The organism is Pelagibacterium sp., from assembly GCF_965249125.1.
GTDB lineage: Bacteria > Pseudomonadota > Alphaproteobacteria > Rhizobiales > Devosiaceae > Pelagibacterium.
Genome location: NZ_OZ252217.1, coordinates 1,165,776 through 1,186,017, shown reverse-complemented (window position 1 = coordinate 1,186,017; position 20,242 = coordinate 1,165,776). Strand labels below are relative to the sequence as shown.

The window sequence follows — 20,242 nt, the reverse complement described above, 5'->3', positions numbered from 1 at the left end:
GCCGGACTTGTAACGGTGTGCGTCTGGAGCGCAATGGCTCGTTTTGTCTCATCGCGACGTTTTGATGATCCATGGCGATCCGCCGTGTTTCCAGCTAGCATGGCAAAAAAGGCGACGGAGAGGTCGGCATGCGCATCATTGTATTGACCGGCCTCGCCATGCTGGCCTTTGCGGCCAACTCGGTTCTCGCGCGCCTCGCGCTGTCAGACGGCACCATCGACGCGGCGAGCTACACGGGCATAAGGCTGCTCGCCGGCGCCGCTCTGCTCTGTCTCCTGCTTTTTTTGGGGCCGGGCGCGACCGGCGCCCGCAGGATGGGTGGCAGCTGGGCCGGCGCTGCCGCATTGCTGGGCTATGCCCTTGCCTTTTCGGTGGCCTATCTCATGCTCGGTGCCGGCCTGGGGGCGCTAATCCTGTTTGCCAGCGTTCAGATGAGCATGCTCGGCTGGGCTGTCATCAAGGGTGACCGGCCCGGCCCCATCGAATGGCTCGGGATCGGGCTGGCGATCGCATCGCTCGTCTATCTGGTTTCTCCGGGGCTCACTGCACCCCATCCGTTCGGAACCGCCTTGATGGCGCTGGCGGGGGCGTCCTGGGCTGTTTATTCGCTGATCGGCCGCGGGTCCCGGTCGCCACTTGGAGATACCACCGGCAATTTCGTGCGCTGCGCGCCCATTGCCATCGGCCTGGTGGGCATCGGACTTTGGACGACGCCGGTTGCACCGACCGGGGTCGCTTATGCCATAGCCTCCGGCGCCATTGCCTCCGGTCTTGGCTATGCTGTCTGGTATATGGCCCTGCCCGCGCTCTCGCGCGTGCAGGCTTCGACGGTGCAACTGACAGTTCCCGCGATTGCCGCCACCGGCGGCGTGCTCTTTATCGGCGAGACGATTACGCTGCGGCTCGCGCTCGCCTCGACCGGCATTCTCGGCGGCGTGGCCATTGCGCTTTTGGCGGCCGAGCGCCGCAAGCGGTGAGCAATCCGGCCGATCATACCTTTTGGGACTAGGATTCCTGCCCCCGCCATACTAACAAGCCTGCCAACTGACCATTATCCGGGGTTCGCCGTGACCAGCCATCCCATCAAGATCGCCCCCTCCATCCTCTCTGCCGATTTCTCCCGGCTGGGAGACGAAGTCCGCGCCATCGACAAGGGCGGATGCGATTGGGTGCATGTGGACGTGATGGACGGCCATTTCGTGCCCAACATCTCCATCGGCCCCTTGATCGTCGAGGCGATCCGCCCGGTGACCGACAAAGTTCTCGACGTGCATCTGATGATCGCCCCGGTCGATCCCTATATCGAAGCCTTCGCCAAAGCCGGTTCCGATATCATCACTATCCATGCCGAAGCCGGCCCCCATCTCGACCGCTCGCTTCAGGCCATCAAGGGTCTGGGCAAGAAGGCAGGCGTGGCGCTCAATCCGGCCACCCCTGTTTCGGCTATCCAGCACGTGATCGACAGGCTCGACCTCATATTGATCATGAGCGTCAATCCCGGTTTCGGCGGTCAGGCCTTCATTCCCGAGGCCATCGCCAAGGTGGAACAGGCAAAGGCCCTGATCGGTGGCCGCGCTATCGAGATCGAGGTCGATGGCGGCGTCGATCCTTCCAATGCCGGTGCCCTTGCCAAAGCCGGGGCCAGCGCACTGGTCGCGGGCTCCGCCGTTTACAAGGGCAATGACGCTGCCACCTATGCTCCCCGCATCAAGGCCATCCGCGACGCCGCGATGGCCCGGTAATCTGAATCAATCTTTGAACGACGGACCCTAAGCCCATGATCCCGCGCTATTCCCGCCAGCAGATGGTCGACATCTGGTCACCCGAGACCAAGTTCAAGATCTGGTTCGAAATCGAAGCGCACGCCACAACCGCGCAAGCCAAACTCGGCGTCGTGCCGCAGGCGTCGGCCGATGAAATCTGGGCCAAGGGCAAGGACGCAAAATTCGACGTTGACCGCATCGACGAGATCGAACGCGAGGTCAAGCACGACGTTATCGCGTTCCTGACCCACCTCGCCGAAATCGTCGGCCCCGAGGCCCGCTTTGTCCACCAGGGCATGACCTCGTCCGACGTGCTCGACACCACGCTTTCGGTCCAACTCGCCCGCGCCGCCGATCTGCTGCTCGCCGATCTCGACGCCCTGCTCGCCGCGCTCAAAAAGCGCGCTTATGAACACAAGAACACCATTACGATCGGGCGCAGCCACGGCATCCACGCAGAGCCGACCACCTTTGGGGTCAAGCTCGCACAGGCCTACGCCGAATTTTCCCGTTGCCGCGAGCGGCTGGTCAACGCCCGCGCCGAAATCGCCACATGCGCCATTTCCGGCGCCGTTGGTTCATTCGCCAATATCGACCCGTCGGTGGAAGAATACGTCGCCGAGCAGATGGGCCTTACCGTCGAACCCGTCTCGACCCAGGTCATCCCGCGCGACCGCCACGCCATGTATTTCGCGACGCTGGGCGTCATCGCCTCGTCCATTGAGCGCCTGGCCACCGAAATCCGCCACCTCCAGCGCACCGAAGTGCTCGAGGCCGAGGAGTTTTTCTCCAAGGGCCAGAAGGGCTCGTCGGCCATGCCGCATAAGCGCAATCCGGTGCTGACCGAAAACCTCACGGGCCTCGCCCGCCTCGTGCGTGGCATGGTGACCCCGGCGCTGGAAAATGTCGCCCTCTGGCACGAGCGCGACATCTCGCACTCCTCGGTCGAACGCATGATCGGGCCGGACGCCACCGTGACCCTCGACTTCGCCCTGGCACGCCTGACCAACGTCATCGAAAATCTCGTGGTCTATCCCGAGAACATGAAGGCCAACATGGACAAGCTCGGCGGCCTGCACAATTCGCAGCGCTTCCTGCTCGCCCTGACCCAGGCCGGCATGAGCCGCGAGGAAAGCTATTCGGCCGTGCAGCGCAACGCCATGAAGGTCTGGCGCGGCGAAGGCAAATTCCCCGATTTCCTGAAAGCCGATCCCGACGTTTCGGCAAAGCTCAGCGACCAGCAGATCGATGCCAGCTTTGACGACGCCTATCACCTCAAGCACGTGGATACGATTTTTAGGCGTGTGTTCGGCGAGTAGCACTCAACGATAGTCCCGCCACGTCCGGGGATTCTCCTTCGGTTCCAACCCGACATCCACCCGCAGCGAGTCGGGCACCTCTTGTGCCCGGCCGTTCCCGGTCCTTCTCGCGAAAGCCGGAACGGTCCTGAGAAAAGCCCGGATCGTTCTCGCCCGTAAGCCGGTCGCTACACCCCTGTGCTCCAGTCTCCATTCAGTCATCTTTACCGCTCTCCGTTGGAGAAAGAACATAACAGAAACATCCTGACAGCCCGTGTCAGTAGCGTCACGCGATCCGGCACAATTGAAACCCTTTCCGCAATGCAACCGCCCCCTTGCGCTGCTGACCGAAATCCACCAAGTAATCGTGTTATGAAAACCGCAGACGCCGACATTCTCATCGTTCCTGGTTTGGGTCATTCCGGCCCCGGCCACTGGCAGCACCGCTGGGTCGAAAAGATCCGCAACGCAAAATTCGTCGAGCAGGACGAATGGGATGCCCCCACCCTCGCCGGCTGGCTTGAAACCCTCGAACGCGAGATCATGATGGCCACGCGCCCCGTGGTGCTGGTCGGCCATTCGCTCGGCGTTCAGACCATCGTTGCCGCGAGCCAGACCCAGGCCGATACCAAGGTCAAGGGCGCCTTTCTCGTTGCCCCGCCCGATGTCGATGAGCACCCCGACGTTCCCGCCGAAACCTCGCCTTTTCGCGGCCTGTCATCCGATCCGCTCCGCTTCCCCTCGATGCTGGTTGCGTCCTCGAACGATCCCTATTGCAGCGTCGAGCGCGCCGCCGAATTTGCGGCCTGCTGGGGATCCGATTTCCACATAGCCGGCGACGTCGGCCACATTAATATCGAGTCCGGGCACGGTCCCTGGCCCGAAGGGCTGTTAATGTTCACGCGCCTGATGAGCAGGATATAGCACTTCACCAAGGCCCCCTCACCCGCCGCTTCGCGTCCTCCCCCAAAGGGAGAGGTCAACTGTGGCGCCCGCGGTTTCCCACCTCTCCCTTTGGGGGAGAGGTCGGGTTGCGCAGCGAGCCGGGTGAGGGGGCCTTCCACCGCGCCTGCCGGTAGGACCAGATCGCCTTATCCAACCTCCTCTGCCCTCTCGGTCATGATCGCGTCGATCAGCCCCCATTCCTTGCCCTCCTGCGGCGTCATGAACCGGTCTCGATCGAGGGTCTTTTCGACCTCCTCATAGCTGCGCCCGCAATGTTTGGCGTAAAGCTCGATCATCCGCTTCTTGGTGCGCTGCATTTCGTCCGAATGGATCAGCATGTCGCTCGCCTGCCCCTGAAACCCGCCCAGCGGTTGGTGCACATGCAGGCTGGCATTGGGCAACGCGGCCCGAAACCCGGCTTGCCCGCCCATCAGCAGGAACGATCCCATCGACCGCGCCGTACCCATGCACAGCGTATGCACCGGCGAGCGGATGAACTGCATGGTGTCGTACATGGCGAGCCCACTGGTCACCACCCCGCCATAGGAATTGATGTACATCTGGATCGGCTTTTTCGAGTTCTCGCCCTCGAGAAACAAAAGCTGTGCACAGACCAGCGAGGCCATCGCATCGTTGATCTCGCCATTGACGAAAACAATCCGCTCACGCAGCAGGCGCGAATAGATGTCGAACGACCGTTCGCCGCGCTGGGACTGCTCGACCACCATGGGGACGAGTTGCATCGTGTCGCGCATGGGCGACCTCCATTGCTTGGAAGAGATTGAGAGTTGAAACGGTTTGGCTTAGGCGGCCAGCATCATCGTTTCGCCATTCGTATTGGCTGCGGCCGGCACCTGGACCACGAGGCGCTGAATGATCTCGAGCCGCGTGCCTCCCGCACCATCGGCGGCAATCTGGAAGGTCACCACACTTTCCTCATGCGGTGGCAGGCTGTCGCGCATGCGATAGCTCACGGCGGTCCCCTCCTCGACCGCCACCGGCTCGTCCTGCGCAAGATCGGCACCCGGCAGCCAGCGCTCGCGGTACTGGGCGATGGACACCGCCCGCCAGACCTTTTCGGGCGGCGCATCGAAGCTGAATTCCATCTCGATCGTCTCGCTCATTGGTCCATCTCCCTCAAAACCTCATCAAGTTCGGCCATCCGGCTGGGCCAATAGGCCCGGTAGCGCGTCAGCCAGATCCCGATCCGCCCGATACCGGCCGGATCGACTTCGTAGTTGACGAACCGGCCCTCCCGCTGCTGACGAACCAGCCCCGCGCCGACCAGCACGCCCAGATGCTGGCTCATGGCGGGCTGGCTGATGCCAAACCCCTCGCGCAGGCCGCTGGCATTGGACGGACCGCTGGCCAGCCGCTCGAAAATGGCGCGCCGTGTGGGATCGGCCAGCGCCCTGAAAAGAGAATCGTCGTCCATGCAAACAGATAAGCATACACTTATCTGTTGTGCAACAAAAAACCCCGCGCCGAACACGCGGGGTTGTTCCCGGCCCGGCCGGTCAGCTCAACCGTTCAAGCCTTCGCTTCTTGATGAGGTTCTTGTAGTCCCACTGGACCGTGCGCGATTCCTCGAGCCACTGCGCCAGCAAGGCTTCGTCGACCTCTTGTGCCCGCGTGAAGCGCGCTTCGGCCGCCTTGAAAGTCCCCTCGGGCGCCAGTCCCGACGTCTTAAAGGATTGCCCGCTCCAGAACAGCAACCGCACGCAATGCTTGAGCTTGCTGTAGCCAACGATCGGGTTTCCATCCAGAAACCACACAGGATGGGCGTGCCAGATCTTGCTTTCGGCCTCCGGCAGCACGCGGTCGATGACCCCGCGTAAGCGGTCGCAGATCGTGCGGTCCTCCTCGGCGAGGACCGCGTGATAAGCGGCAATGCTTTCGTGCTTGATGCCTTTCATGACACCGTCCGTTCGGGCCCGGGCCCTATGCTTCGGCCAGCACCTCGGCGCGCGCCTGGATATCGAATTGGGCGATCTTGGCCTCGATCGCCTTTTCATCGATCTCGATATTGTTGGCGTCGAAATCGGCCTTGATCTTCCGCACAACGTCGGCCGGCCCCGCCTCGGTCATATCGACGGCGATCACTTCGGCGACGTAATTGGCAATCGCATCCGCGTCGGTCACGTCCATTTCAGCGCAGGCCCAGTATGCCAGATGCTTGTTGCGGCGCGCTTCGGCCTTGAACCGCAGCGATGCATCATGGGCGAATTTGGCTTCCTCGCCTCTCTCACGTTCGTCGAATGAAGACATTCTCCAGTCCCTCGGCTTGTTTGTTTTACGGTGCTGCCCGCCATGCGCGGTTTCAGGGTTCAATTAGGCGGTATCGGGCCTGAAATCAACTTGCTGCGCTGCCACATGGCGCCTGTGTTAAACCTTACCGCAGTTTTTGCGCAACAGGTGGTGGAATCGCGATATGTAGGGCGTAAATGGTATGGCCTTGCCCATGAAAGGGCTTGCATTGGCTACCCAAAAAGGCGCATGAGTGCGCCCAAATTCCGACCCGCTTAAACACGCAATCTACGGGGCACCGTCGAAATGAACCGTCGTCGCAAGATCTATGAAGGCAAGGCCAAGGTGCTCTACGAGGGCCCCGAGCCGGGCACGCTGATCCAGCACTTCAAGGACGACGCCACCGCCGGCAATGGCGCCAAGCACGAGATCATCGACGGCAAGGGCGTGCTCAACAACCGGATTTCCGAATACATCTTCACCAAGCTCAACACGCTTGGCATCCCCACCCATTTCGTGCGCCGCATCAACATGCGCGAACAGCTGATCCGCGAAGTCGAGATCATTCCCATCGAAGTGGTGGTTCGCAACGTGGCGGCCGGCTCGCTGTGCAAGCGGCTCGGCCTTGAATCGGGCACCCAGCTCCCCCGCTCGATCATCGAATTCTATTACAAGGACGATGCGCTGGGCGACCCCATGGTGTCCGAAGAGCACATCACCGCTTTCGGCTGGGCCAATCCCCAGGAGCTCGACGACATCATGGCGCTCGCCGTCCGCGTCAACGATTTCCTGACCGGCCTGTTCATGGGCGTCGGCATCCAGCTCGTCGATTTCAAGATCGAGTGCGGACGCCTCTATGAGGGTGACCTCATGCGCATCGTGCTTGCCGACGAGATTTCGCCCGACAATTGCCGGCTCTGGGACGTCAAGACCCGCAACAAGCTCGACAAGGACCGCTTCCGCGAGGATCTCGGCGGGCTCGTCGATGCCTACCGCGAAGTCGCCCAGCGCCTCGGCATCCTTGTCGAAGCCGACAATGCCCTGACCACCGGCCCCCGGCTGGTTCAGTAAACCTAGAGTTCCTGGGATAAGCGGGCACCGCTTACCCGGTTCGGAAACAAGATAACAAATTTCATTCCGCTCAACCAAAAGGCCAAACGGATCGTCATGAAAGCCCGCGTCATCGTCACCTTGAAAACTGGTGTTCTGGACCCCCAGGGACAGGCCATCGAAGGTTCACTCGAAGGTCTCGGCTTTGCCGGCGTCGAGTCCGTCCGACAAGGCAAAGTCTTCGATCTGGAACTTTCGGCCACCGATCCCGTTAGTGCCAAGACGGAAATCGAAAGAATGTGCGAAAAGCTTCTCGCCAACACCGTGATCGAAAATTACGCCGTAGAGATCATCGGTTAACCTCTCCCATTTAATTTGAATTGTGCGCAGTTTGCCGCGTCCGCGCGCCATGGAGTATGCCTTGAAATGCTGAAGACCGTTTCCCTTTCGGCCCTGTTCTTTCTTGCCATCGGTGTGATGGTTGCCGCCTACGGCACCGTCCCGGTCGTCTGAACAACCCAATCGCCTCCGGCGACACTATTTTTTCGAAAAGGCCGGGCCACCGCTCCGGCCTTTTCGCATTCTTAACCACGCTTTCACTTGTAATCATTGCTGAAAGGCCCCGTTCAGCCCGCTGAACTATGATCGCCCCCGAATTACTGCCGGGGACGCGACATGACCGACACTGCCGAACAACGCCACGCCTGGGTCGATGTGGCCAAGGGCCTATCCATCATTCTCGTTTTGATGATGCACTCCACCTACGGCGTGGGCGAAGCGACAGAACGGGTCGGCTTCATGCACTATATCCTCGGTTTCGCCACCCCGTTCCGCATGCCCGAATTCTTCCTCGTCTCGGGCTTGTTCCTATCCGCCGTCATCGCTCGGCCCTGGCGCAGTTTCACCGACCGTCGCGTCGTCCACTACCTTTATTTCTATGTGCTGTGGGCCCTGATCCTGATCGCCTTCAAGCATCTGATCGTCGAGCGCGACCCGGCCGGCACGCTCGCCCTGATGGCCAGCGCCATCTACGAGCCCTATTCCATCCTGTGGTTCATCTACGCGCTGGCGGTTTACGGCCTGATCGCCAAGCTGCTTTTTCAGTTGCGCGTGCCCCATATCGCCGTGTTGATCGTTGCCGCGCTCGCGTCGATCGCCCCGGTCGCAACGCCGGTGTCCATCGTCAATTACGTGGCCGAGTACTTCGTCTATTTCTATGCCGGCTACGCGCTTGCTCCAGCCATCTTCAAGCTGGCCCAATGGACCCAAACCCATCCGGCGCTCGCCGTTGCAGGGCTTGCCGCCTGGGCACTTGCCAATGGCGCACTGGTCTTTTCGCCGGGGCATTCGGTGACCTATGGCCTCGTGACAAGCGGCGTCGATCACATTCCGGGCGCCCATTTCATCATGGCCATGGCCGGCGCCACCGCCATCTGCGCGGCCTCTGTGCTGCTCGCGCGCCTTGCCGCCATGGACTGGCTGCGCTGGGTCGGCGCCCATTCCATCGTCATCTATCTCAGCTTCGTCATCCCCATGGGCAGTTTCCGCACGGTGCTGTTGCGCTTTGTGCCCCAAATCGATGCCGGGATCGCCAGCCTCGCCTGCCTGATCGTCGCAATCGTGTGCCCGCTCATCCTCTACTGGATCATTTCCAAAACCGGGTTCGGCAAATTCCTCTTCGAACGCCCCGCCTGGGCGCATCTCCCCGGCGCGCCGGGGAGCCGCTGGCGCACACGGCCCGCCGTGGCACCGGCGGAATAGTAGACGCCAAGAATTCCAGCTCGCTCTTTACCTCTCCCTTGGGGGAGAGGTCGGATTGCGCAGCAAGCCGGGCGAGGGGGCCTTGCCTCGAGCACCGAGCTTGCCTCGACGCCCCCTCACCCGCCGCTTCGCGTCGACCTCTCCCCCCAAGGGAGAGGTGGGCCCAGCCCTCCCGACATGCGGCATCTAAACCCCGGTTCGTCATTTGTGCAGTGGCCAACTCCCACGGGACCATCCGCAGCATTGCATAAATCCATCCCCTCCCCAGATTCTCCTTGCATTTTGCGGCCAGAATCCCGACAAGGCGCCAATCCGGTTCAGCCCCCAAATTGCAAGAAGCGAGACGTAGCGCGATGAAGTCCGCAGTCGTTGTCTTTCCCGGCCTCAACCGCGAACGCGACATGATCGCGGCGCTGACAAAGATCAGCGGCACCCCGCCGGCCGTGGTCTGGCACAAGGATGCCGAGCTGCCCGACGTCGACCTGATCGTCATTCCCGGCGGCTTTTCCTATGGCGATTATCTGCGCTGCGGAGCGATCGCCGCCCGTTCGCCCATGATGGACATCATCCGCGAGCGCGCCGAAAAGGGCGTTCACGTCCTGGGCGTCTGCAACGGCTTTCAGATCCTGACCGAAGCCGGGCTGCTCCCCGGTGCCCTGATGCGCAATGCTTCGCTCAAATTCGTCTGCCGCGAGGTCAACCTCGAAGTCGCCAACGCCAACACACCCTTCTCGCGCCACTACCAACAGGGCCAGGTGTTCCGCTGCCCGGTCGCCCACCATGACGGCAACTATTTCGCCGACAACGACACGATCAGCGCTCTTGAGGATAACGGCCAGGTCGTCTTCCGCTATACCGCCGAAACCAACCCCAATGGCTCGATCAACAATATCGCCGGCATCACCAACACCCGCGGCAACGTGCTCGGCATGATGCCCCACCCCGAAAACCTCATCGAGCCCGCCCATGGCGGCGAGGATGGCAGGCCCATGTTCGCCGGGCTGCTCGGCTTGCCTGCATGAACTGGACCGGTCAAACGCTCCTTGCGGCAATCGGGCTGGCCAACGGCCTGTTCGGAATAGGCCTGCAATGGTCGCTGTCCATGCCCGCACTCCAGGCGACCGGGCACAATTTCCTGGCCGCCAACATCCATTTCCTGAGCTATCTGACCATCCTGTCCAACACCGGCCTGGTGCTCGTCTATGCCGGAGCCTTGTTCCCGGCGAGAGGCCTTGCCTGGGCCCGGCACCCGGTCATGGGCGGCATGATGGCAGGCGTTATCGCGCTCGTGTTGATTTTCTATCATTTCCTTTTGGCGCCGCTTCAGGATTTCGAAGGTCCGCATCTGCTCGCAACCACGCTCCTCCACTATGTCGCGCCGACCCTCTATCTTGTCTGGTGGGTCGCCTTTGTGCCCCATGGCCGCCTTGTCTGGCGCAATCTGCCCCTGATGCTGGTCCCGACCCTTGTCTATTTCCTCTATACCCTTGCCAGAGGCGCCCTCGTGGCCGAATACCCTTATCCGCCGCTCGATGTGGTGGCGCTCGGGTATGAACGCGTTTTCATGAACGCATTCTTGGTTGCGCTGGGCCTGGCGGTCCTCTGCGCCCTTTCAATCCTCATCGATCGTCTGCTTGGACGAAATCAACCGATCGCGCCCTGATCCCGAACCGTTCCAGAAATCACCCCGACATGACTCTTCGCAACGACATCGAAATCACCCCCGAACTCGTCGCCAATCATGGTCTCAAGCCCGACGAATACCAGAAAATTCTCGACCTGATAGGGCGCGAACCGACCTTCACCGAGCTTGGCATCTTCTCGGCAATGTGGAACGAGCATTGCTCCTACAAGAGCTCGAAAAAATGGCTCAAGACCCTGCCGACCAAGGGCCCGCGCGTGCTCCAGGGTCCGGGCGAAAACGCCGGTGTGGTCGATATCGGTGACGGGCAGGCTGTGGTGTTCAAGATGGAATCCCACAACCACCCGTCCTTTATCGAGCCCTATCAGGGCGCGGCGACCGGCGTCGGCGGCATCCTGCGCGACGTCTTCACAATGGGCGCGCGCCCCATCGCGGCGATGAACGCCCTGCGCTTTGGCGAGCCCGACCATGAAAAGACAAAGCACCTCGTTTCCGGCGTGGTCGCCGGTGTCGGCGGCTATGGCAATTCCTTCGGCGTGCCGACCGTGGGCGGGGAAGTCCAGTTCGACGCCCGCTACAATGGCAATATTCTCGTCAACGCCTTCGCGGCCGGGCTTGCCGATGCCGACAAGATCTTCCTCTCCGAGGCCAAGGGCGTCGGCCTGCCCGTCGTTTATCTCGGCGCCAAGACCGGGCGCGACGGCGTCGGCGGCGCCACCATGGCTTCGGCCGAATTCGGCGACGACATCGAGGAAAAGCGCCCCACCGTTCAGGTCGGCGATCCTTTCACCGAAAAGCGCCTGCTCGAAGCCTGCCTCGAACTGATGAAGACCGACGCGGTCATCGCCATTCAGGACATGGGAGCTGCGGGCCTCACCTGCTCGGCGGTCGAGATGGGTGCCAAGGGCGACCTTGGCATCGAACTCAATCTCGATGCCGTTCCGGTCCGCGAAGAGCGCATGACGCCCTATGAGATGATGCTCTCGGAATCCCAGGAGCGCATGCTCATGGTCCTCCATCCCGAAAAGGAAGCTCAGGCCCGTGCCGTGTTCGAGAAGTGGGAACTCGATTTCGCCACCGTCGGCAAGACCACCGACGATTTGCGCTTCCGCGTTCTGTTCCAGGGCGATGAAGTCGCCAACCTTCCCATCAAGGAGCTGGGCGACGAGGCCCCCGCATACGACCGCCCCTGGGTTGCCCCAACCCTGCCCGAACGGCTCGATCCCGCCTCCGTGCCCGATGCGGATGTGGCAGACGCCCTTCTGGCCCTGCTCGGTTCGGCCAATCATTCCTCGCGCCGCTGGGTCTATGAGCAATACGACACCCTCATCCAGGGCAACTCGCTCCAGACGCCGGGCGGAGATGGCGGCGTGGTGCGCGTCGAGGGCCATCCCACCAAGGCGCTGGCCTTCTCCTCGGACGTCAACCCGCGCTATTGCGAGGCTGACCCCTATGAGGGCGGCAAGCAGGCCGTCGCCGAATGCTGGCGCAACCTGATCGCCACCGGCGCTGAGCCGCTCGCTGCCACCGACAACCTCAATTTCGGCAATCCCGAACGTCCCGAAATCATGGGGCAGATCGTCCACGCCATCAAAGGCATCGGCGAAGCCTGCACCGCACTCGATTTCCCAATCGTTTCGGGCAATGTCTCGCTCTACAACGAAACCAATGGCCGCGGCATCCTGCCCACGCCCACCATTGCCGGCGTCGGGTTGATCGAGGATCACGCCAAAATGGCCCGCGCCGGGTTCGGCCGCGAAGGCGATGTGATCGTCCTGATCGGCGCACCGGAAAACTGGGGCACTCATCTGGGTCAGTCGGCCTATCTGCGTGATGTTCTGGGCCGCCGCGAAGGCACGGCGCCTCACGTCGATCTCGATCACGAGAAAAAGGCGGGACGTTTCGTCCTCTCGCTGATCCGTGATGGCAAAGTCCGCTCGGCCCACGACCTGTCCGATGGCGGCCTCGCTCTGGGCGTCGCCGAAGCGGCGATCAGATCGGGCGTTGGCGCGGAAATCGCCGCACCAGGCCAGGAAACCCTCGCCACCTGGTTCGGCGAAGATCAGGGCCGCTACATCGTCACGGCGTCAGCCGACGCGGCCGAAGAAATCGTGGCCACCTCGCCCGTTTCAGCAGCCATTATCGGCACGACGGGCGGCGACACCTTGAAGCTGGGCGGCAGCCGGGCCATATCGCTTGAAGACCTCAATGCCGCTTACGAAGGCTGGTTTCCCGCCTTCATGGGCGCTACAATAAACTAGTTTCCGGCGCGCTCAGCAAAGCGCGACAACAAAGAGAGTGCCTCACATGCCGATGGATGCAGCCGAAATCGAAAGCCTCATCAAACAGGCTCTGCCCGATGCTAAGGTTGATATCCGCGACCTGGCCGGCGATGGCGACCACTACGCCGCCACAGTCACGTCCGAGCAATTTCGCGGAAAATCCCGCGTGCAGCAGCACCAGCTGGTCTATCAGGCGCTCAAGGGCAATATGGGCGGCGAATTGCACGCACTGGCGCTGACCACGAACGCACCCGATTGAGCCTGAAATGAGCCTGCGCGACAGCCTCGATCTCATCAAGGCCGTCAATCCCGAAGGCGGCTACGCCGTTCTCGAAAACGAGATCATGGGCGAGCGCGCCGCCTCGCTTGGTGCCGCCGAACAGCGGGTCGCAAAAGCCGTGGCAGCCTACAATTCCGCCACGCCCGGCCAACGCTCCGAACAGCTCGCTGCCGCGCAAAATGCCGTATGGGCCTATTTCGTCCAGCGTGAGCTGTGCGGCTTCAAGCGACACCAGGACGTGATCGCCGCCTTCGCCATTCCGCGCGCGGTGCTCAACGGGCTCGGCGCCGTTCGCCAATGATTGAAGACGGTGACCTCGACACGGCCACCATCATCCCCTATCTATCGGGAAACGCCGATCAACGCCCCGAACCTCCCCCAACGGGCCGAAAGGACATTTGTGATGAGCGACATCAACGCATTTATCGACGAGCAGGTGAAGTCAAATGACGTCTTCCTGTTCATGAAGGGCACGCCCGATTTCCCTCAGTGCGGGTTTTCGGGACAGGTCGTCCAGATTCTGAGCTATCTCGGCGTCGATTACAAATCCGCCAACGTCCTTGAGACCGACGAGTTGCGTCAGGGTATCAAGGATTATTCCAACTGGCCAACCATCCCCCAGCTTTACGTGAAGGGCGAATTCGTCGGCGGTTGCGACATCATCCGCGAGATGTTCCAGGCTGGCGAGCTTCAGGCTCATTTCGAAAACGCCGGCATTCCGGTCAAGCAGACCGCCTGACCGGCTCATCGCCGCCGACCGTCCAAAGCCCCCGGAGATCCCTGGGGGCTTTTTTTCGCCCAGGCCCGGGATCAATCATATTGATCGCACCCATCGCGCTTTTTCGTTTGTGGCATGCGTGAAAGTCTTTATCGTCCCCCGACGATAAAAGCGGGACTTAGACCATGTCGACTATCACCTCGGGCCGTGCCCTGCCGGTTTCCTTGCCGGTCATCATCATTGCCGGCTGTTTCATCGCCATGGTCACCTTCGGCGCCCGCTCGACCTCGGGCATCTTCCTTTTGCCGATGACCGAGGATCTTGGCTGGTCGCGCGAGGGCTTTGCCATGGCGCTGGCCATCCAGAACCTTGTCTGGGGCATAACCCAGCCTTTCGCGGGCGGCATGGCCGACAAGTTCGGCACCGGCCGCGTGCTGGCGGCCGGCGCGCTGGTCTATGCGCTTGGCTTGTTCCTGTGGTCGATCACGCCAACCGAGGGCATCTTCATGCTCACCGGTGGCGTGCTGATGGGGGTCGGCATCGGCACGGCTTCATTCGGTGTGGTTATGGCCGCCTTCGGCCGCGCCGTCCCGCCGGAAAAGCGGTCTTTCGCTTTCGGCATCGCCACCGCCGCCTCGTCCATGGGCCAGTTCGTTTTCGCCCCGCTCGGTCAGGCGTTCATTTCAAATTTCGGCTGGCAGACGGCCCTGGTCTATCTCGGCCTCATCATCCTCATGGTCGTCCCGCTTTCGACAATGCTGCGCGGCCAGACCCAAAGCACGCCCGGCGATGCCGACATGCCGTTCATGCAGGCGCTGTCAAAGGCGCTCGGCCATGGCTCCTATCGCCTGCTGGTCGTCGGGTTTTTCGTCTGCGGCTTTCACCTGGCCTTCATCACCGTCCACTTTCCCGCCTTCCTCGTTCAGTGCGGTCTGACCCCGGAAGCCAGTTCATGGGCGCTCGGCCTGATCGGACTGTTTAACGTCGTGGGTTCGCTGCTGGCCGGCTGGCTGGGCGATAGGCTGCCCAAGCAGATCCTGCTTTCGATCATCTACTTCCTGCGCGCCGTGGGCACCGCCGCTTTCCTGCTCCTGCCGATCACCGAGGTCAGCGCCTATATCTACGCGGCAACGCTGGGCATGCTCTGGCTGGCCACTGTGCCGCTTACGGCCGGGCTGGTCAGCCTGTTCTTTGGTCCGCGCTATATGGGCATGCTCTATGGCGTGGCCTTCCTCTCCCACCAGATCGGCTCGTTCTTCGGCGTCTGGCTCGGCGGCCTGTCCTACGACATGACCGGCGATTACTATGCCGTCTGGTATCTGGGCATCATCATCGGCCTGCTTTCGGCCGCGATTCATATCCCCATCAAGGAAGGCAAGGCTCCAGCCTTCATCGCCCCCCAACCCGCACTTTAGGGTTGCCAAACCCGACCGAGGGGTTCAAGCTTTACCAACAAGGCCGGGCCGACGAGTCCCGGCCTTGCCATTTCCAGGGTATCCCCATGACGACCACCACGACCGCGACCCGGGAAGTCTCCCGGCCAGAATTCATTGCCCTGATTGCAGGGCTGATGGCGCTCAATGCGTTGGCCATCGACGTGATGCTGCCCGCCCTGCCCTATATGGGCGAGGCACTGGGGGTCATGAACGAGAATGACCGCCATTTCGTTTTGACCGCCTATATGCTCGGTTTCGGCTTTGCCCAGCTCGCTTTCGGTCCGCTCTCGGACAGGTTCGGCCGTCGCGCGCCGCTGTTCGCGGGCCTTGTGGTATATGTCATCGCGGCCTTCGCGGCGGTCTTTTCCCCCAATTTCGCAACGCTTCTGGTATTGCGTTTCGTCCAGGGCATGGGGGCAGCCGGCACCCGCGTCATCGCCACCTCGGTGGTCCGTGACCGCTTTGGCGGCCGCGCCATGGCCGAGGTCATGTCGCTGGTCTTCATGGTCTTCATGATTATCCCGGTCATCGCCCCGGCCATCGGCCAGGTCATCCTTCTGACCGGGCCGTGGGAGTATATTTTCCTCTTCATGGCCGGGCTGGGCGTTGTCATCGCCATCTGGACATTCGCGCGCCTGCCCGAAACCCTGGCGCCGGAACACCGCCGCCCGCTGAACCCCGCCGTGGTCATCGACGGTTTCCGCATCGTTTTGTCCAACCGCATGGCAATCATGTACGGGCTGGCCGGCACCTTCATTTTCGGCGCCCTGTTCGGCTTCATCAACACGTCCCAGCAGATCTATGTCGGGGTCTATGATCTGGGAACCCTGTTTCCGCTCGCCTTCGCCTTCCAGGCATCGCTGATGTCGGTTTCCTCCTACACCAATTCGCGCATGGTGCGCCGCATGGGCATGCGCCGGCTCAGCCATGGCGCCATCCTGGTCTTCACCGGCATGAGCGCCATCTGGCTGGTTCTCTCGTTGACCACGCCCATGCCGCTGTGGCTGTTCATGACTTTGCTGTGCATCATCATGTTCATGTTCGGTTGGACGGCGTCGAACATGAACTCTCTGTCGATGGAGCCGCTTGGCGCCGTCGCGGGCACCGCATCATCGGTCTTCGGGTTCATCCAGACGGTGGGCGGCGCCATCCTCGGCACCATCACCGGCAGCTTTTTCAACGGCACTGTAACCCCGATCGCGGCCGGTTATTTCGTCCTCGGTCTCATGGCCATCGCCTGCGTGCTGATCGCCGAAAAGGGCAAGCTGTTCGGCGTCGGCGAGGAATACAAGGAAGGCGCCCCGGCGGTCGAAGCCCATTGACCTCTATAGGGTAAACACCTCGCGGCGCAGCTCGTCCCAGCTGTCCTTGCTGCCCGCCACCAAAAGCCCGCCCTCCAAATGGGCGGGCTTGTAGGCCGACCCGTCGAAATGGGCGACATGGGCGCCCGCCTCCGCCATCATCAGCGATCCCGCCGCGTGGTCCCAGGGCGTGAGCTTGTTGTACATCATGAAATTAAGGCTGCCGCCCGCGCCCAGCCGGTATTCGTGCCCGGCGCAGCGATAGGCCGCCAGCGTGTGGATTTTGGCGAGATTGGCCAGAATTTCTGCTCGCTTGTCCTGCGCGATGTAAGACGCCGAGGCGGTTCCCGCCATCTGGTCGAGCGGTACCGGATCGGCAAATTTCTGCGCCACCATGCGCCCATCGGGAAACACCTGAAAGCACCCGCAACCACGCTCGGTCATCACCCAGTCGTCACCCACCGGATCGTAGATCACCCCGGCAACCACTTCGCCCTTCTGGACCACCGCCGCCATCACGGCAAACAGTGGCAGTCCCGCAGCGAAATTCCACGTCCCATCCACCGGATCGACATAGATTACGGTTTCGTTCTCGAAATGGGTATCGAGCAGTTTGGGGTTGGCGGCCACAGCCTCCTCACCGATCACCACGGTCTGCGGCGAGGCCGATCTGATCGCCTCGGTGATAAACTTTTCCGACGCCACATCGGCTTCGGTCACCAGATCATGGACGTGCGATTTGGTGTGGATCGTGCCTTCGTCGAGCCGACGGAAGCGCGGCATGATTTCGGTCTTGGCGGCCTCGCGCAGGATGGCGGTCAAACGCTCGATATTCATTGATCCACCCTGGCCGCCAGCGCGGCGAAATCGAAAAGCTTGGGGTCCAGCATGTGGCTGGGATTGATATTGCCCAGCGCGCGGATCATCACATCCTTGCGCCCCGGCATCTTGCGCTCGAAATCGTCGAGCATCGCCTTCATCGCATTGCGTTGCAGCCCGTCCTGCGAGCCGCACAGGTCACAGGGGATGATGGGAAATTCCAGCGCTTCGGCAAATCGCGCCAGATCGGCCTCCGCGCACAGCGCCAGCGGCCGCAGCACTTCCACATCGCCCTCGTCATTGAGCAGTTTTGGCGGCATTGCCGCCAGCTTGCCGCCATGAAACAGGTTCATGAAGAAGGTTTCCAGAATATCCTCGCGGTGATGCCCCAAAACCAGCGCCGAACATCCCTCCTCACGCGCGATGCGGTAGAGGTGCCCCCGCCGCAATCGCGAACACAGCGAGCAATAGGTCGCGCCGGCGGGCAGCTTGTCGGTGACGATCGAATAGGTGTCCTGATACTCGATCCGGTGCGCGATGCCGTTGCTCTCGAGGAATTCGGGCAGGATGTGCTTGGGAAAGTTCGGCTGCCCCTGATCGAGATTGCACGCCAGAAGCTCGACCGGCAAAAGCCCGCGCCATTTGAGATCGAGCAGCACCGCCAGCAACCCGTAGCTGTCCTTGCCGCCCGACAGCGCCACCAGCCATTTGGTGCCCGGCCGCACCATCCCGTAAGTGTCCAGCGTCTCGCGGACCTGCCGGATCAGCCGCTTGCGCAGCTTGTTGAACTCCACCCCCGCCGGGGCATTGCGAAACAGCGTCGGGCAGGCTTCGTCGGTGTCGGCGATCGGTTCGGCAATGCTCATTTTGACCCTTCTCGCGCCAGACCGAGAGTGAAGCGCGGCGCATGCGTTTGATACATGCCGCCGGGGCGCGGGGAAAGGGGCGGGCCGCAATTTGACGGCGGCAGGCCGGGCGAAACCCAAAAGTTGGGTCACCCGGCCCAGTGACGCAGAACAAGGTTGCTTCGAACCCGTTCGAACCGAACCTGTCAGGAACCAATCTGCGATCCGGCTTGCACCTCCATATCGGTCAAGCATTGCCCATCGCTCAACACGCAGATACGCATTATTGTCAAAAACCGCTCAATTGCCTTCGATCGGCCCGAATCTGACCCCCGCACGCTCTTGCCTGCGCCAGATTCCCGGCCTTAGATCATCGTTCGCGGCCCGCAGCCAGAATGACGAGTCGCCGTCCTACACGGAGCGCGCAATGTTTCGATCCTTCTTTCCGGTCCCCAAGCTGTTTTTCTCGTCCCTTCTCGGCGTGATGATCCTCGCGATCATCGTGTGGTCGACGCTCGGACCGACGCTTCAACCCTATCTCAGCCTCGACCGGCTCATTCTTCCCCCCGCTTGCGCCCCGACCGAGCCGATAACGCCGCCGGGCGTTGGCGATACGGCCCAGGCCGTGCCCGGCGCCGAACTCACCGAGCCCGACCTCCCCGATTCCTCTATAACCCAGCCGGATGCACCCGCCGCCACCGAAGTGCGTTGCCTGCCGGAAGGCTCGTTCCTCACCGCTGAGCGCGTCTGGTTCTACCAGTACCTGCTCATGCTCTCCGTGGCATTTTGCGTGTTCTGGTACAATTTCAAGCGCAACGAATGGTACTGGTGGTCGGTGGTCAGCACGGTGGCGATCATGCTGCTGACCTATTTCAACGTCCAGGTCGACGCCTTCATCAACAACTGGCAGGGCCGCTTTTTCAACACGATGCAACAGGCACTGACCGAACCCGGCTCGGTAAGCCCCGAAGAGTTTTACGGCCAGATCATGGAAGCCTTCGTCGTCCTGATGCCCCGCATTATCGTCGCCGTAATCGTTGCCTTTTATACTGCGCACTATGTCTTTCGCTGGCGCAAGGCCATGAACTCCTACTACATGGCCTGGTGGCCCTCCATCCGCTCGACCGAAGGCGCCGCGCAGCGTGTACAGGAAGATACGATGCGCTTTGCCTCGATCACCGAGGATCTGGGCGTGGCCTTCCTCGACTCCCTGATTACGCTTGTCGTGTTCATCCCGCTCTTGTGGACTCTTTCACAAAACGTCACCTCGCTCCCCCTGATCGGTGACGTTCCGGGCAGCCTCGTCTGGGTGGCCCTGCTGTCGGCGGCCTTCGGCACAGTGCTCCTCGCGCTGGTCGGCATCAAGCTGCCGGGGCTCAATTTCGAGAACCAGAAGGTCGAGGCGGCCTACCGCAAGGAACTGGTCTATGGCGAGGACCACGAGGAATACGCCCAGCCGGCCACCTGGAAAGAGCTTTTCGCCAATGTACAGAAAAACTATTTCCGCCTCTACTGGCACTACACCTACTTCAACCTCGCCCGCTATGGTTACCTCAACCTGGCCGGCTACATCCCCCTGCTCGCCCTCTCGCCGTCCATTCTGGCCGGCGCGCTGACGTTGGGTCTGTACCAGCAGGTGCAGCAGGCGTTCGGCCAGGTGGCCTCCTCGTTCCAGTTTCTGGCCCGCGCCTGGTCCACGGTCATCGAACTGCTCTCGGTCCACAAGCGCCTTATGCACTTTGAAAGCCACATCCCGCGCGACCAGGAACCGATCAAGGAATCGGTGAGCGAATACGCAAACTGATAAAAAAAGGGCCGCCCACCGGGCGGCCCTTTTCTCGTTAAACTCTGTGGT

Annotated in this window: 23 protein-coding genes; 16 read left to right on the top strand and 7 right to left on the bottom strand. The window is 61.7% G+C overall.

Annotated features, from left to right (window positions below; genetic code table 11):
• The first annotated feature begins 128 nt into the window (after positions 1-128).
• The 4 genes from ACP148_RS05845 to ACP148_RS05830 all read left to right on the top strand — a co-directional run bounded on the left by ACP148_RS05845 (position 129) and on the right by ACP148_RS05830 (position 3,985).
• Positions 129-977 (top strand): DMT family transporter, encoded by an 849-nt coding sequence (locus tag ACP148_RS05845; RefSeq protein WP_421951673.1) that lies wholly within the window; start codon positions 129-131, stop codon positions 975-977.
• 90 nt (positions 978-1,067) lie between these two features.
• On the top strand, positions 1,068-1,742 hold the full coding sequence (gene rpe / locus ACP148_RS05840) for a ribulose-phosphate 3-epimerase (protein ID WP_421951672.1): 675 nt from the start codon (positions 1,068-1,070) through the stop codon (positions 1,740-1,742).
• Between the two features lie 35 nt (positions 1,743-1,777).
• Positions 1,778-3,082 carry an adenylosuccinate lyase gene (purB, locus tag ACP148_RS05835; protein ID WP_421951671.1) on the top strand — a complete coding sequence of 435 codons (1,305 nt, stop codon included), beginning with the start codon at positions 1,778-1,780 and terminating at the stop codon, positions 3,080-3,082.
• Between the two features lie 351 nt (positions 3,083-3,433).
• Positions 3,434-3,985 (top strand): RBBP9/YdeN family alpha/beta hydrolase, encoded by a 552-nt coding sequence (locus ACP148_RS05830; protein WP_421951670.1) that lies wholly within the window; start codon positions 3,434-3,436, stop codon positions 3,983-3,985.
• 167 nt (positions 3,986-4,152) lie between these two features.
• Here ACP148_RS05830 and ACP148_RS05825 read toward each other — a convergent pair whose 3' ends face one another.
• The 5 genes from ACP148_RS05825 to ACP148_RS05805 all read right to left on the bottom strand — a co-directional run bounded on the left by ACP148_RS05825 (position 4,153) and on the right by ACP148_RS05805 (position 6,274).
• Positions 4,153-4,761, bottom strand: a complete 609-nt coding sequence (locus ACP148_RS05825; RefSeq protein ID WP_421951669.1) for an ATP-dependent Clp protease proteolytic subunit — start codon at positions 4,759-4,761, stop codon at positions 4,153-4,155.
• A 48-nt stretch (positions 4,762-4,809) separates the two neighbouring features.
• Positions 4,810-5,130, bottom strand: a complete 321-nt coding sequence (locus ACP148_RS05820) for an SRPBCC family protein (RefSeq protein WP_421951668.1) — start codon at positions 5,128-5,130, stop codon at positions 4,810-4,812.
• A complete protein-coding gene (locus tag ACP148_RS05815; RefSeq protein WP_421951667.1) occupies positions 5,127-5,441 on the bottom strand; it encodes an ArsR/SmtB family transcription factor in 315 nt (104 codons plus the stop codon). The genes ACP148_RS05820 and ACP148_RS05815 overlap by 4 nt, the downstream gene beginning before the upstream one ends.
• Before the next feature lie 82 nt (positions 5,442-5,523).
• Positions 5,524-5,922, bottom strand: coding sequence for a DUF1801 domain-containing protein (locus ACP148_RS05810; protein WP_421951666.1), 399 nt, complete (start codon positions 5,920-5,922; stop codon positions 5,524-5,526).
• 25 nt (positions 5,923-5,947) lie between these two features.
• Positions 5,948-6,274 carry a DUF1476 domain-containing protein gene (locus ACP148_RS05805; protein WP_421951665.1) on the bottom strand — a complete coding sequence of 109 codons (327 nt, stop codon included), beginning with the start codon at positions 6,272-6,274 and terminating at the stop codon, positions 5,948-5,950.
• A gap of 285 nt (positions 6,275-6,559) precedes the next feature.
• On the opposite strand from ACP148_RS05805, the gene purC reads away from it, so the two are divergent.
• The 11 genes from purC to ACP148_RS05750 all read left to right on the top strand — a co-directional run bounded on the left by purC (position 6,560) and on the right by ACP148_RS05750 (position 16,744).
• On the top strand, positions 6,560-7,324 hold the full coding sequence (purC, locus tag ACP148_RS05800; RefSeq protein WP_421951664.1) for a phosphoribosylaminoimidazolesuccinocarboxamide synthase: 765 nt from the start codon (positions 6,560-6,562) through the stop codon (positions 7,322-7,324).
• Positions 7,325-7,420: 96 nt separating this feature from the next.
• Positions 7,421-7,663 carry a phosphoribosylformylglycinamidine synthase subunit PurS gene (gene purS, locus ACP148_RS05795; protein WP_338610193.1) on the top strand — a complete coding sequence of 81 codons (243 nt, stop codon included), beginning with the start codon at positions 7,421-7,423 and terminating at the stop codon, positions 7,661-7,663.
• A 315-nt stretch (positions 7,664-7,978) separates the two neighbouring features.
• A complete protein-coding gene (locus tag ACP148_RS05790) occupies positions 7,979-9,064 on the top strand; it encodes an acyltransferase family protein (protein WP_421951663.1) in 1,086 nt (361 codons plus the stop codon).
• 353 nt (positions 9,065-9,417) lie between these two features.
• Positions 9,418-10,086, top strand: coding sequence for a phosphoribosylformylglycinamidine synthase subunit PurQ (gene purQ, locus ACP148_RS05785; RefSeq protein ID WP_421951662.1), 669 nt, complete (start codon positions 9,418-9,420; stop codon positions 10,084-10,086).
• Positions 10,083-10,727, top strand: coding sequence for a Pr6Pr family membrane protein (locus tag ACP148_RS05780; RefSeq protein WP_421951661.1), 645 nt, complete (start codon positions 10,083-10,085; stop codon positions 10,725-10,727). The genes purQ and ACP148_RS05780 overlap by 4 nt, the downstream gene beginning before the upstream one ends.
• Positions 10,728-10,756: 29 nt before the next feature.
• Complete coding sequence (gene purL / locus ACP148_RS05775) at positions 10,757-12,967, top strand: phosphoribosylformylglycinamidine synthase subunit PurL (protein WP_421951660.1); 2,211 nt, start codon at positions 10,757-10,759, stop codon at positions 12,965-12,967.
• A 46-nt stretch (positions 12,968-13,013) separates the two neighbouring features.
• Positions 13,014-13,247, top strand: a complete 234-nt coding sequence (locus ACP148_RS05770; protein WP_421951659.1) for a BolA family protein — start codon at positions 13,014-13,016, stop codon at positions 13,245-13,247.
• Between the two features lie 7 nt (positions 13,248-13,254).
• Positions 13,255-13,569 carry a DUF6665 family protein gene (locus tag ACP148_RS05765; RefSeq protein WP_421951658.1) on the top strand — a complete coding sequence of 105 codons (315 nt, stop codon included), beginning with the start codon at positions 13,255-13,257 and terminating at the stop codon, positions 13,567-13,569.
• Positions 13,570-13,671: 102 nt separating this feature from the next.
• Positions 13,672-14,007: a Grx4 family monothiol glutaredoxin gene (gene grxD, locus ACP148_RS05760; protein WP_421951657.1), complete on the top strand. Its 336-nt coding sequence runs from the start codon at positions 13,672-13,674 to the stop codon at positions 14,005-14,007.
• Between the two features lie 164 nt (positions 14,008-14,171).
• Positions 14,172-15,401, top strand: coding sequence for an MFS transporter (locus ACP148_RS05755; RefSeq protein WP_421951656.1), 1,230 nt, complete (start codon positions 14,172-14,174; stop codon positions 15,399-15,401).
• 86 nt (positions 15,402-15,487) lie between these two features.
• On the top strand, positions 15,488-16,744 hold the full coding sequence (locus ACP148_RS05750) for a multidrug effflux MFS transporter (RefSeq protein ID WP_421951655.1): 1,257 nt from the start codon (positions 15,488-15,490) through the stop codon (positions 16,742-16,744).
• A 3-nt stretch (positions 16,745-16,747) separates the two neighbouring features.
• On the opposite strand, the gene ACP148_RS05745 is transcribed toward ACP148_RS05750, so the two are convergent.
• Positions 16,748-17,560 carry an inositol monophosphatase family protein gene (locus tag ACP148_RS05745; RefSeq protein WP_421951654.1) on the bottom strand — a complete coding sequence of 271 codons (813 nt, stop codon included), beginning with the start codon at positions 17,558-17,560 and terminating at the stop codon, positions 16,748-16,750.
• Positions 17,557-18,408, bottom strand: coding sequence for a tRNA 2-thiocytidine(32) synthetase TtcA (gene ttcA, locus ACP148_RS05740; protein ID WP_421951653.1), 852 nt, complete (start codon positions 18,406-18,408; stop codon positions 17,557-17,559). Before ttcA ends, ACP148_RS05745 begins: the two co-directional genes overlap by 4 nt.
• Before the next feature lie 406 nt (positions 18,409-18,814).
• Between ttcA and ACP148_RS05735 the strand changes: the two genes are divergently transcribed.
• Complete coding sequence (locus tag ACP148_RS05735; RefSeq protein ID WP_421951652.1) at positions 18,815-20,191, top strand: peptide transporter; 1,377 nt, start codon at positions 18,815-18,817, stop codon at positions 20,189-20,191.
• Positions 20,192-20,242 lie beyond the last annotated feature (51 nt).